The sequence below is a fragment of the Sphingomonas sp. genome (genome assembly GCF_036677245.1).
Taxonomy (GTDB): domain Bacteria; phylum Pseudomonadota; class Alphaproteobacteria; order Sphingomonadales; family Sphingomonadaceae; genus Allosphingosinicella.
In genome coordinates this window covers 59,386-71,744 of the sequence record NZ_JAKFCG010000011.1, presented here as the reverse complement: position 1 = coordinate 71,744, position 12,359 = coordinate 59,386, and the positions used below count along the sequence as shown (strand labels likewise).

The following is a 12,359-nucleotide window of genomic DNA, read 5'->3' as shown; positions in this document are numbered from 1 at the left end:
GCATGAAAAAGATCTCGATCATCTCCCCGGCCTATAACGAGGAAGACAATGTTCGGGCCTGCTATGAGGCTGTCCGGACGCTGTTCGAGGGGCCGCTTGCCGGCTATGAGCGCGAACATATCTTCGCCGATAATGCCTCCGCCGACGCCACCGCCGACATCCTTCGTGAGATCGCGGCGAGCGATCCGCATGTCAAAGTGATCCTCAACTCGCGCAATTTCGGCGGGTCGCGCTCCTTGTACAATGCGCTGCGCTACGCCACCGGCGATGCCATTCTCGTGCTCCTCGCCGTCGACCTGCAGGACCCGCCCGAGATGCTCGTCGAATTCGTCCGGCTGTGGGAATCGGGCTATGAGATCGTCGCCGGCGCCCGCGCGGTGCGCGAGGAAGGCTTCCTGCTGCGCGCCAGCCGAGGCATCTTCTACCGGCTGATCAATCTGTTGTCTGACATCGATCTTCCGGTGAACGTCGGCGAGTTCCAGCTGATCGACCGCAAGGTGTGGGAGGCGGTCCTCCAGCGCGACGACCATTATCCCTATGTCCGGGGCATCATCGCCTCGGTCGGATTTCGCAGGGTGATCGTCCCCTACACGTGGAAGGCGCGCACGGCGGGCATTTCCAAGCATAATTTCTCTCGCCTGATCAACGAGGCGCTCAACGGCATCTTCGCGTTCACCAACGCGCCGTTGCGCCTGTGCACATATCTCGGTCTCGCGCTCGCGGCATTCTGCCTGCTCTATGCCTTCGGCGCGACGATCGCTTATTTCATCCGGCCGGACGTGGCGCCTCCCGGCGTGGCGACCTTGATCGTATCGCTGTTCTTTCTGTCCGGTGTGCAGCTCGCTTTCATCGGCATTCTCGGTGAATATGTCACGGCCATCCATTCGCAGGTCCGGCGCGGTCCGATGGTCATCGAGCGAGAGCGGATCAACGTCGCCGACGAACCCCAGCAGAGCGCAAGGACCGCCGCGTGAACCCAAAGGATCAGATGAAGACGATCGAGCAGATCAAGCGCTCGATGGAGCAGGGCGAGATCAGCCGCGAAGACTTCTGGCTTGGAATGCAGCAATCGCACATGCGGCTGCGCGATTATCAGGCCCTGCTCGACGGCGGCCAGCTTTCGACCATCGAAGTCGCACGCGATGAACTGAGGGTCGTGACCAGCGACGGCGTAAAGCTTGTCTGGCACCCGGAGGATTTGCGCACGGCAGCGAACATATTGGTCAACACCGGCACCTATGAGCCCGTCGAAAGCGCGGCACTGATGAAGGGGGCGACCGGCGCCACGGTTATTTGCGACATCGGCGCGAACATCGGTTTTTATTCGCTGCATTGGGCGAAGGTCGTGGCGCCCGGCGGAAAGGTCCATGCCTTCGAGCCGGTTCCGACGACCTACGATCGGCTGGTCCGCAACGTCGCGCTCAACGAGGCGGCGGACATCGTGCGTGCCAACAATCAGGGTGTCGGCGACAAAAGGACGAGCGTGACCATCTATCTGCCCGCCTTCTCAGGTTCGGGCGCGGCATCGATCAAGAACCTCCATCCCGAAGAGCAATCCATCGAGGTGGAAGCGCAGATCGACACGCTCGATGCCTATTTCGAGCAGGGCGGCATCGACGGATTCGATCTGGCGAAGATCGATGTCGAAGGTGCGGAATTGATGGTCATCAAAGGCGGCATGGCGAGCATCTCGCGGCACAAGCCGTTGCTCTTCATCGAGCTTCTGCGCAAATGGTCGAAGCCTTTCGGCTATCACCCGAACGACGTCATCATGCTGCTCCGACAGATCGGCTACCGCTGCTACAGTTTCGAAGGAAATGTCTTGCGTGCGTTCGATGAAATGACCGACGAGACCGTCCAGACCAATTTCTTCTTCGCCCATCCCGAACGCCATCAGAGCTGGCTTGAAGCAAACGGAATAGCGGCGTCCTGATCCAGGGGCCCTGTTCGCGGGGCGCCGCACGAGAGAGACTTGTATGAGCGATGAGATGCGATCCGAAATCATTCGTCTGGCTCGCGAATATCACGACTCCCGTCCTCGCGAGGAATTCGTGCCAGGCACCACCTACATCCCGCCGTCGGGAAAGGTGATGGATGCTGACGATTGTGCGCATCTGATCGATGCTTCGCTGGATATGTGGCTGACCGCCGGTCGCTACGCCGATCGCTTCGAGGCCGACCTCGCAGCCAAATTCGGCCGTCGCTACGCCAAGCTCACCGTGTCAGGCTCGGCGGCAAATCTGCTCGCCTTCGCCTGCCTGACCTCGTGGAAACTCGGCGACAGAAGGATCAAGCCGGGGGACGAGGTGATCACCGTCGCGGCGGGATTTCCGACCACGGTGTCGCCGATCGTCCAATATGGATGCATCCCGGTTTTCGTCGACGTCGATCTCGCAACCCACAACGTCGACGTCGATCTGCTCGAGGCGGCGATCGGGGAGAAGACGCGAGCGATCATGATCGCCCATTCGCTCGGCAACCCGTTCGACGTCGCAAGGGTCGCCGCGCTCTGCAAGCAGCATGACCTCTATTTGATCGAAGATTGTTGCGACGCGTTCGGCGCGTTCGTCGGCGGCCAGCATGTCGGCACGTTCGGCGACGTCGCGACCCTGAGTTTCTACCCAGCGCACCACATCACCATGGGTGAGGGCGGCGCGGTGCTGATGAACAATCCATTGCTCGCCAAAATCGCCGAGTCATTCCGCGATTGGGGGCGCGATTGCTACTGCAAGCCTGGCATGGACAACACCTGCAACAAACGGTTCGGGTGGCGGCTGGGCCAATTGCCCAAGGGCTATGACCACAAATATACCTACAGCCACATCGGCTATAATCTCAAGGTCAGCGACATGCAGGCGGCCGTGGGGCTCAGCCAGCTCAACAAGCTCGATCATTTCGTCGCGCGCCGGCGAGAGAATTTCAGCGCACTCGAAAGCCGCTTTCGCACGCTCGGGCTCGACCTCCATTATCATCTGCCCGAGGCAACCCCTGGGACGGATCCCAGCTGGTTCGGTTACCTGATGACGGTGCGAGACGGGACGGCGATCGATCGCCACATCCTGACTCAGAGGCTTGAAGAACGGAAGGTCGGCACGCGCCTGCTGTTCGCGGGGAACCTCACCAAGCAGCCTGCTTTCCGCGACGTGCCGCACCGTGTTCACGGGTCGCTGGAGAACACCGACAAGATCATGAACGACAGTTTCTGGATCGGGGTGTGGCCGGGTATCGATGCGCCGCGCCTGGATTATATGGCGAGCACGATCAACGCAGTGACGCAGGAACTGCTGGCCGCCGGACACTAACCCGATCCGCTCGGGCCGGAGGCCTGAGACAAGCGGTGATATAGACCTCGACGGCATAGACCTTCTCGGCTCCGCCGAATTCCCGGCACGTCCAGCTGGAGCCCGGTCCTGAAAGATCGAGCCGCCGCCCGACCGTTATTGCTCCGACGGTCTGGCGTCGCGCTTCACCCGTGGATGCCGCCGCAAAGATCGCGCGGCGGAAATCGTCATCGCTGCCGGTCGCGATCGTCACTGCGTCGCTGGCGACCATGACGCCGTCACGATGGAGAAAGAAGGCGCCGACACGCGCCAGCTGATCCCGGTCGGCAATCCTGACGGTTGGATTGTCCAGGACGAAAATGGTTCGCTGCACGCCATTCGCACGCAGATAGTGCGATGCTTCCTCCCAACTATAGCCTCGCTTGAAATCGAGCTTGGGATAGCGGAGCTGGATGACCATTTCGGTGAGCGCCATGAGAAGGCAGATGAGGATCAATGCCGCGGGGAACGGCGATCTTGGTCCCCAGCCGTTCGCCCACAGGCTGACCCCGAGAAGGAACCCCGGAATCATCGGAACCATGTAACGATCGGTATAGCTCGGCGAAATGAAGCCGACCGCAACGACGATCGTAACGGCGACGATGCTCGCAAGCACGGGCACCATATCGTCCATGCCATAGCCGAATTTCCTCGCCCCGATCGCGGCCTTCACGACTGCCCATAGCGAGATGCCGAACACCAGGATCGCCAACGGAAGCCCGATCGGCCCCATGCCGAACAGGAACCTCGGCAGCTCGTAGAGATGCTCCGGCGTCAGCAAGGGTTGCCAGGCAACCTTGGGGTCCGAGAAGCGGATGAGCAGCGGCAGCCGAAACAGCGTCCATGCCGCCGCCGGGAGCAAGAGGAGGGCCGCGGGCCAATGCCCAAGCGCCTTGCTGCGATGGACGGCAAGGTACATCAGGCCCTGCACCGCGGTAAGCAGCGCCGTATGGGTGTGGGTGAGAATGAGTAAGCTCGAAATGCCCGCCCAGATACAGGCGTCGCGCCGACGATTGGAGGCAACAAGCCTCGCGAGCGCGATCACCTGCAGCGAGCCGAGCAGGAACAGCAGCGAATAGGCCCGCGCCTCGGTCGTATAATAGAAGCCTGGGAGCCAGAGCGCTGCGATTGCGGCCCAGGTGAAGCGAATGCGTCGGTTGGCGTGGCCCTTCCAAAGGATGATCAGCGGCGTCGCAACAGCGAACAGCAGGCTGGGCGCACGCAGGGCGATATCGCTCGCGCCGAACACTCGCGCCCACCCCCAGACCAATGAATAATAGAGGGGCCCGCTGAGCTCGTGAACGCAATCCCGCCAAAGCCCTGCGAGGGTCGGCTGGATCGCTATCGCCCCGGTAAAAGCCTCGTCCAGCCACAAGGGTGAATCCCATCCCATCCAGAGCCGGCGGAACAAGCCGGCGAGAAGGGCGGCGACGAGGAAGGCCGCGAGAAATTGGTCGCTTCCTAGCGAATAAGGTGAAGCGACTTGCCTTCGTGCGCCCGCCGGATCGGCTTTGGCGTCGTCCCGCGCGTCAAGCGACATCGGCTATACCTGCCACGCGTCCCGATTGGCGATCTGGCCGCACCGGCTGGATCGGTGACGCCTCTGCCCAGGAACGCCGGATCCGCCACCGCCGGTCCCAGCATGTTCGAGGATCTCGGGATATGGGCACGATCGCGGCCCGCCGGGGCTGGAGGAAGCGGGGTAGAAGGGTCAGTGGCGCGAAGTAGGTCGCCTTGGTCGTGATCGGAAGCTCGGCGACCTGGTCCCAGGCGGAAGGCAGGCTGCATTGCACCCGGGGCGAGGGCCGATAAATCATGCTCCGGCGCAGCTCGAACATGATTGTGACGCTTCCCACCGCCAGCACGAGGATCAGCAGCCGGCGCCAGATCAACCCGGACTCGTCCTGCGCGGCGAGGACCTTTGCCACCAGAACCGACAGGATCGCGAGCGACGTGATCGAGGCGCGCATCACGAAGTCCGACAGCTCGCCGATCTGCACGAACGGCGCCAGCAGCAGACAGACGGCAACGATGGCAAGCGTGATCCGGGTCTGGTTGTCCTTTGCGCCCAGCGCCGCGACCGCCGCGAGGTAGGGCAGAGCTTCAAAGGCTATGAAGAGGCCGTAGATCAAAGGTGATACGCTGAACAGGCGCACCCCCACTTCTCCGCCGCCGGCCGAAAGGTAGAATAAGGCCGGCACGCTCAGCAGGAGGGTCAGACTTGGGAGGATAATGTCGGCTACGGCGAGCGTGCGCGTGAAAAGGCTCTTCAGGCCTGCCCAAAGCGCGAACGGCAGGGAACCGATCATCCCCAGCGGAGAGAGCAGCACGAGCAAAGGGAAGAAGGCGAAGAAGGCGCCGAGGCGAAGCCATGCCTGCTTCCAGAGCAGGAAGAGAAGAGCCCCATACCAGCCTGATAGCGCATGCTGGGGGACCCAGAACGCCTGTGTCACATGTGACGAGAATTGGATCCAGGCCCAGCGCTCGATATGGTCGGGCAGAACGTCACCGCCGTACAGGGTGCGCAGCAGCTGGCCCAAAATGTCCATCCCGCTGAAGCTCATCACCACCGCGAGAGCGATCACCCGCGACCTTGTGTCGGAGAAGAGCGTCGACCCCAATGTGAGCAGGATCGTCAGCAGCAGGCTGTTCTGGACGAGCAAAGCATAATCTGCGGCCGCGAGACCGCAGAGCTTGCCGACCAGCGCGGGCAGCAGAAACATGCCCAACGGCGCGCGCAGCACCAAAGGATCGCCGCCGGTCGGATAGATGAACGGCCAGCTGTTGATCGTCAGGTCGCGCAGGACGGCGTCGCGGACTTGCCAATCGGCATTGGCAAAGAAAAGCCTGCCTTCACCCCCGAGCAGGTAGAGCAGGAGCGAGACGGCCGCGGCGCCTGCAAGCGCTCCCAACGTCGGCCGCGGCATGGCCTCCGCGGCGCGCGCGATCCCGCGGCAGGCCAGCAGAGCGAGCGCCACTGCGACCGGGTAGAGCCACCATGGTGCGAAATCGAGGAAGCGCCAGAGCAGCAGATGTTGAGCGGCAAAGATGCCTGCCGCCAGGCTCAGCAGCCAGCCGGGATCGATCTCGCGTCCGGACCACGACGACAGGCGGGAGGGAGGGGAAGGAGCTTGGGTGTTTTTCGCGCTGCCGCCGGCGCTGGCTGCCAATGCATTCAATCCCCGCATGCGGCGAGAAGACCACGTCGATGGTTCAAGATCAATAAGGACCGCCACAAGAACGGAATGCCCGCCGCGGTGGCGGAAGCCGTGGCAATGACGACCGAGCATTGACCTGCCAACCGCGCTGCTGTCGAACGACCGCGGCTGTCGGTGCGGAACACCTTGAGCGCATGACTGCTTGATCGGTGATGCAACCGCTGTAGCAGGCGCTGGAAAGTGCTGAAGGGGCTCAGTGGGGGCATCCTGGAGGCCTTCGAGGCCCCGGCCAACGATGCAGGTCCGGATCTCGACATGCGGCGCGACCTGCTCGATGAACCAGCCTCTCAGCGAAGCCGCGCGGTGGGGCGATCACTTGCCGCGAGGTGCGGTCGTGAAAGTGGCCGGACGGCTCAAATGAGCGCGGTCAGCTTCGCAGGCGCAATCGGCCGAGAATCGCCCAGTGGGCCGAGGCATAATTCCAGACGAACAGGACCGCCGTCGCGACCGGCGCGGCGATGATGACTGGTAAGCCGAAACCAGTGCACAAGATTGCCATCACCAGCAGCGAGAGCGGGAAGCCGGCCGCAATCCCGGCCGCGAAACGAAGAAAATTGCGGAAGGATAGCGGACCCCGGAACGTGAAGTCGGAGTGCAACCAATAGGCGACCGGAGTTACCAGCGCGAATGAGACGAAGCTCATCGGCAGATAGTGCGCGCCCAGCCAATCGCCGCCGATCATGATGAAATTATGCATCGCCGCGCAAATCGCGCCGACCACTACATAACGCGCGGGGCGCCAGCCAGTGAGCCGAGAAATCACGGCCGGACCAGCAGTGACAGGTTGTTCCGCCAGGGTCGAACTCGTTGCTCCGCTATGATCGAATCGCGGCCGAAGCTCTGTGCGATCGACTGATGGAGCTCGTCGCGGCTCATGTAGCTTATCCGATCCCCCGTGATCCAGCGATCGGAGAAATAGCCGAGCCAATGGATCGGCGTTCGGTTGCGCTCCCATTCCTTGAACGCGAGATGTCCCCCGGGCGCGATCATCTTGCGGATGGCGTCGAGCAGCGAAGCGCGAAGCTGGAGTGGCACGTGGTGCAGCACGTCAGCCAGGACGACGAGATCGAACTCGCCCGGCGCCGTGGCGTGATACTGCTCGATCGTTGCTTGGACAAAACGCACCCGCCCGGGAGGACCAGAATAAAGCCGTCCGACGTTCGGTGCGATGTCGATCCCAATGATTTCGGCGTCCGGATAGACTGCCGCCAGCCGCTCGCTCACGGCGCCCTCGCCGCAGCCGACTTCGAGGATGCGCCGTGCATTCGGCACCCATTTGCTGATGCCGGCGACATATTCGTCCACATTGACGTAGATCGAGCGATAGGCCTCGCTGATCTGCCGTTCGTACGGGCCGAACATCCGGCGTATGAACTGGCCGCAAGGCATAGGCTAAAGCGATCCTGTGAGCTTGGCGCGAAGGCGGGGAACCAGCCGATCGACGATCCGAGAATCCCGCATGTAACGAAGCAGATCGGCTGGGCCAAGCGCGAGCAGGCTAGTGGCGGCCGCCAGCGAGCCGCCCCAGCCGCCGGCCCACGCCGCCGCGAGCGCGCAATTGACCTTGATCGATGCGGTGCTGGCGCGCTCCACGCGCGCGGCGGTCGAGCTGTCGGCTGCTGCGAGGCGTGGCAGGTGACGATCGAGTACGATGCGCATCTGCCGCTCGAAATCGTCAATATTCCGGCTGCCGGTGACCGTCAGCGAGGAGGCGTGGATCCGGAAGGCGGTGGTCACCTGGGCGTGATGATGCACCGGCCCCTGCGCCGCGAGCTTCAACCAGACGTCCCAATCACCAGTATACCAAAGCTCCTCGTCGAGCCCGCCGCAGGCCAGCCACGCGTCCTTGCGATAGACTGGGGCGGGTGCCGCAATGAAATTCTGGACGAGCAATCGCTCCACAAAAAGGGCGGGCTCTATCTCCCCTTCTTCTTTGAACGGGCAACGCCACAATCCGAGCCGACGCCCCGCGCCATCGATGATCGCGCTCGTGGCTAGATGCAGCGCGGCTTCCGGTGCTTTCCTGATCCAATTGCGAATGGCCGCGGCGCGCCCTGGGAGCCACAAATCGTCCTGGTGAAGCCAGCAGATATGATCTGCCTTCGCAAGCGTTGCCGCATGGTTGGTTTTCGACTGCCACGACTGCAGCGGGCTATGCTCTTGAATTTGCATAGACAGCCGATCGGAGAAGCGCCGGGCTATCTGCGCCGTGGCGACATCCGGGCTGCTGTCGATGATCAGCAGCTCGATCCCGTCATCAGCCTGATCGGCGAGCGAGCTAAGGGTAGCTTCGATCCAGCGTTCGCCGCGGTGCGCCGGCATGATGACCGTCAGCCATGGTGTGTTGCGCTCGGTGCCGTCGGGATGTTCGATGTTCAACGTATCCGGCCTTGCTTGCATCAGAATGAAGAGACGATGGTTCCGCAAGCATCAAAACTGCGTCAGGGTCTAGCGTGCGCAGAAGGTGGCGGCCAACCTTTGTCAACTTGGTAAAAGTTGCCGCGTCGAGGCGGCGAAGCCGGATCGCGCGTTGTTTGACCGCCAACCACCGCTGATCTAAGCCCGCGATTGCTCTACAGGGGCGCTCGCACGCGGCCGTGAAACGGGAAGCGCTTGAGGCATGTGCGGTGAATCGTCCCGCCGAGGACCTGCCAGAGAAGAGTATTAGATGGTCGACGTCAGCATCGTCATTCCGTGCCTCAACGAAGCCTTGTGCCTCGCGCATTGCATCGAGAACGCCAAAGCGGCGCTCGCAGAAATCGCGCGCGAGCACGGCTTGTCGGGCGAGATCGTGATCGCCGACAATGGAAGCACCGACGGAAGCCAGCAGATCGCGCGCGATCTCGGCGCGCGGGTCGTCGCGGTTGCGCAGCGCGGCTACGGCGCGGCCTTGATCGGAGGCTTCTCCGAGGCGCGCGGGCGCTATCTGGTGATGGGCGATGCCGATGGCTCATACGACTTCCTCGACGCCGTGCCGATGATCGCCCGGCTCATCGACGGTGCCGATCTGTGCATGGGTTCGCGCTTCCTTGGTGAAATCAAGCCAGGTGCCATGCCCTGGAAGAACCGCTACATCGGAAATCCGGTCCTCTCCGGCATCTTGCGGCTGCTGTTCCGCACGCATGTCCACGACGCGCATTGCGGCATTCGCGCACTGACAAAGGAGTGTTTCACGCGTCTCCGCCTTTCGGGGTCAGGCATGGAATTCGCGAGCGAGATGGTCATCAAGGCGGCACTTCTCAAAGTGCGGATCGACGAGACGCCAGCAACGCTTTACCCCGACCTTCGCGATCGCGCGCCGCATCTCCGCCCGTGGCGCGATGGCTGGCGCCACTTGCGCTACCTGCTGATGCTGAGCCCTACCTGGGTGTTCGCGATTCCGGCTGCGGTCGCAATCCTGCTGGGACTGGCAATCCTGCTGTTGTCGGGCCTCCATTTCTTCGGCCTCAGCCCGATCGCAAATTTCGGCACAAGCTGGACGATCTTCGCCGGCGCGCTCGTCGGGATCGGCCACACCTCTGCGCTGCTTGCCGCCGCAACCCATTTATACGGCGTCCGGCAGGGTTATCGTGTCGCCACGAGGAGAAGCCGAAAGCTCGCGCGCGCGATCACCCTCGAGACGATGCTTGCAACCGGCGCAACCGCGGTTGCGGCCGGCGTCGCGCTGCTCGCCGCGGTTGCCATTTACTGGTCGGCGACCGGATTCGATCAGCTTGCCAACATCTTCCCGGTCGTCGCCGGGACGGCCTTGGTGGTCATCGGCAGCCAGAACATCCTCGGCGGATTTCTGCTTGCGATCGTCGGCGGCAATGAAGCGGCATTCTTCCAGGACGTGCCTGCCGCCCAACCAAGGCCGGCCGAGCCGCATCCGGCCGAGGCGGACCGCGCCCGTGCCGCCTAGCTGGCGTTCGACGTGCCGGCGGGGTCGCCGTTCTCCCCGCAAAGCTTGACCGCTCCGACGTGATGCGCCGCCGTCGGACAAACGAGCGGTCGAGCGACCGCGCCGCCGTCTTCGCCACATCCCTCCTGCTCGCGATGGGCATCTTGGTGGCGCTGACCGCGATCGCCGCGGCCGAATATTTCCTGTCGGCGTCGGTCCCGATCTACTCGGGCTGGGGGCTGTCCAACTATTTTGTTTATCGCCAGGATCTGGTTGCGGTCCCGATCATCCTTGGCACCCTGGCGGCCGTGTTGGCGTGGCGCCCCGGGGCAGGCCCGCCTCAGTCCCGGCTCGATCCTCGCCTGGTGGCGGTGGCATCGGCAGGCGTCGTCCTGGTCCTTGGCTACGCCGGCACCTATTTCGTCTTCCGCAATTATGCGCTGTCGCTCGACGAGTTCCTGGTCGGCTTCGATGCAGCCATCCTTCGCCATGGCTCGCTGCTCGCTCGGATTCCGGTGGAGTGGCGCAATTATGTGGACGCGTTGCAGCCGCTGTTCGTCCTGCATGCTCCCGGCGACATAGCCTGGTCTTCGGCCTACCTGCCCGGCAATGCTGCGATCATCGCGGTTTTCGAATGGTTGGGGGATGGTGCCCTCGCCCCGTCCGTGCTCGCCGCAGCGTCTGTCATTCTCCTCTATCTCGTAGCGCGGAAGCTCGCGCCCGCGGACGACGAATTTGCGATCCTCGCCGTGCTGCTGCTCGTCACGTCGAGCCAGTTCCTGCTCACCGCGATGACGCCCTATGCGATGACGGCGCATCTGGCGCTCAACCTCGCCTGGTTGTGGCTGGCGCTGCACGACCGCCCGTGGAGCCGTGGCACGGCGATCGCGGTGTCGTTCGTCGCGTGCGGCCTTCACCAGATGGTCTTCCATCCCCTGTTCGTGGCACCGTTCCTCCTGTGGTTCTGGTGGACTGGACGGCGAAGCCTCGCACTGTTCTATTTTGCAGCGGTCAGCGTGTCCGCCTTGCTCTGGATCGTCTATTGGCAGCTGGCCGTCGTCGTCACCTTGCCGGATGCCCCTGACGCAGCCCCGCTCGGCAGCGCTTTGTTCACCGAGCGGGTCCTCGACGTGGTCGAAGACGCGTTCCGGATCGAGGCGCTTGGCCTGATCGCCGACAATCTGCTGCGTTTCTTCACCTGGCAGAACCCGCTCATGCTGGCGCTCGTCGCAGCGGCATTGCTGACGATCCGGCGCCAGCCGCCGATCGCCAAGGCATTGGTCGGCGGTATCCTCCTGATGTTCGCGGCGACGATCCTGTTGATGCCTTATCAGGGCCACGGTTGGGGCTATCGCTATTTCCACGGCCTGCTCGGCAGCTTTGCGCTGCTTGGCGCGTACGGCTGGCGGACGATCATCGCCCAGGCGCCCGAATTGCGGCGAAGGCTGCACGTCGGCTTGGGGCTCGCAATCCTGGTGTCGCTCGGCGTCCTCCTGCCGCTTCGTGCCGTTCAGGCCTATCGCTTCATCACACCCTATGCGGTGGCGAGCGACCAGATCGCCCGGGCCGATGCCGATGTCGTGATCCTGGACAGCGGAGACCGCTGGTTTGGCTGGGACCTGGTGAGGAACGATCCTTTCCTGCGCCACCGGCCGATCATCGTCTACGCCCGGTCGCTGCGGACCGCGCAGGCGCGGGCGCTGTGCCGCAATTATAGAGTCAAGGTGATCAGCTCCTCCAGTCCCGAGCTGGCGTTGCTCGAGAGGATGAAGAGATCTGCCCGATCCACCACCGAGGCCCAGCGGCGGCAAAGATTGCGGATGGCGGGATGCGGCGATAATCCTGTAGAGGGGAAGAGGATGCCGCTTCGGGAAGCGGCCGGCGCTCACAGGGGAGCGGTTCAGTCCGAACGCCTGCCAGCCGAACGCTTGCCATAGGGTC

Annotated in this window: 10 protein-coding genes; 5 read left to right on the top strand and 5 right to left on the bottom strand. The window is 63.2% G+C overall.

The features are described 5' to 3' along the window. Positions 1-2: 2 nt before the first annotated feature. From V6M48_RS01385 to rfbH, 3 genes are read left to right on the top strand one after another with little or no spacing between them, the layout of a single operon-like run. Positions 3-974 carry a glycosyltransferase family 2 protein gene (locus V6M48_RS01385; RefSeq protein ID WP_332810724.1) on the top strand — a complete coding sequence of 324 codons (972 nt, stop codon included), beginning with the start codon at positions 3-5 and terminating at the stop codon, positions 972-974. Then, positions 971-1,933 carry an FkbM family methyltransferase gene (locus V6M48_RS01380; protein ID WP_332810723.1) on the top strand — a complete coding sequence of 321 codons (963 nt, stop codon included), beginning with the start codon at positions 971-973 and terminating at the stop codon, positions 1,931-1,933. Before V6M48_RS01385 ends, V6M48_RS01380 begins: the two co-directional genes overlap by 4 nt. A 43-nt stretch (positions 1,934-1,976) precedes the next feature. Further along, the gene (gene rfbH, locus V6M48_RS01375; protein ID WP_332810722.1) at positions 1,977-3,302 is read left to right on the top strand and encodes a lipopolysaccharide biosynthesis protein RfbH; all 1,326 of its coding nucleotides are present in this window, start codon (positions 1,977-1,979) and stop codon (positions 3,300-3,302) included. On the opposite strand, the gene V6M48_RS01370 is transcribed toward rfbH, so the two are convergent. The 5 genes from V6M48_RS01370 to V6M48_RS01350 form a co-directional block, all read right to left on the bottom strand. Further along, positions 3,262-4,860: a hypothetical protein gene (locus tag V6M48_RS01370; RefSeq protein ID WP_332810721.1), complete on the bottom strand. Its 1,599-nt coding sequence runs from the start codon at positions 4,858-4,860 to the stop codon at positions 3,262-3,264. The two genes, rfbH and V6M48_RS01370, sit on opposite strands and share 41 nt — an antisense overlap. Next, positions 4,850-6,610 (bottom strand): hypothetical protein, encoded by a 1,761-nt coding sequence (locus V6M48_RS01365; RefSeq protein WP_332810720.1) that lies wholly within the window; start codon positions 6,608-6,610, stop codon positions 4,850-4,852. The genes V6M48_RS01370 and V6M48_RS01365 overlap by 11 nt, the downstream gene beginning before the upstream one ends. A 295-nt stretch (positions 6,611-6,905) precedes the next feature. Further along, positions 6,906-7,259: a GtrA family protein gene (locus V6M48_RS01360; RefSeq protein WP_332810719.1), complete on the bottom strand. Its 354-nt coding sequence runs from the start codon at positions 7,257-7,259 to the stop codon at positions 6,906-6,908. Positions 7,260-7,297: 38 nt separating this feature from the next. Then, positions 7,298-7,900, bottom strand: coding sequence for a class I SAM-dependent methyltransferase (locus tag V6M48_RS01355; RefSeq protein ID WP_332810718.1), 603 nt, complete (start codon positions 7,898-7,900; stop codon positions 7,298-7,300). Positions 7,901-7,930: 30 nt separating this feature from the next. Beyond that, the gene (locus tag V6M48_RS01350; RefSeq protein ID WP_332810717.1) at positions 7,931-8,917 is read right to left on the bottom strand and encodes a glycosyltransferase; all 987 of its coding nucleotides are present in this window, start codon (positions 8,915-8,917) and stop codon (positions 7,931-7,933) included. A 289-nt stretch (positions 8,918-9,206) separates the two neighbouring features. Here V6M48_RS01350 and V6M48_RS01345 point away from each other — a divergent pair, with 289 nt between their 5' ends. After that, positions 9,207-10,439: a glycosyltransferase family 2 protein gene (locus V6M48_RS01345; RefSeq protein WP_332810716.1), complete on the top strand. Its 1,233-nt coding sequence runs from the start codon at positions 9,207-9,209 to the stop codon at positions 10,437-10,439. A 62-nt stretch (positions 10,440-10,501) separates the two neighbouring features. Further along, a complete protein-coding gene (locus V6M48_RS01340; RefSeq protein ID WP_332810715.1) occupies positions 10,502-12,355 on the top strand; it encodes a hypothetical protein in 1,854 nt (617 codons plus the stop codon). Positions 12,356-12,359: the final 4 nt, after the last annotated feature.

Bases quoted from the DNA above. Each gene is read 5' to 3' on its own strand.
- V6M48_RS01385 (WP_332810724.1), top strand. From the start codon at position 3: ATGAAAAAGATCTCGATCATCTCCCCGGCCTATAACGAGGAAGACAAT.
- rfbH (WP_332810722.1), top strand. From the start codon at position 1,977: ATGAGCGATGAGATGCGATCCGAAATCATTCGTCTGGCTCGCGAATAT.
- V6M48_RS01370 (WP_332810721.1), bottom strand. From the start codon at position 4,860: ATGTCGCTTGACGCGCGGGACGACGCCAAAGCCGATCCGGCGGGCGCA.
- V6M48_RS01365 (WP_332810720.1), bottom strand. From the start codon at position 6,610: ATGCTCGGTCGTCATTGCCACGGCTTCCGCCACCGCGGCGGGCATTCC.
- V6M48_RS01355 (WP_332810718.1), bottom strand. From the start codon at position 7,900: ATGTTCGGCCCGTACGAACGGCAGATCAGCGAGGCCTATCGCTCGATC.
- V6M48_RS01345 (WP_332810716.1), top strand. From the start codon at position 9,207: ATGGTCGACGTCAGCATCGTCATTCCGTGCCTCAACGAAGCCTTGTGC.
- V6M48_RS01340 (WP_332810715.1), top strand. From the start codon at position 10,502: ATGCGCCGCCGTCGGACAAACGAGCGGTCGAGCGACCGCGCCGCCGTC.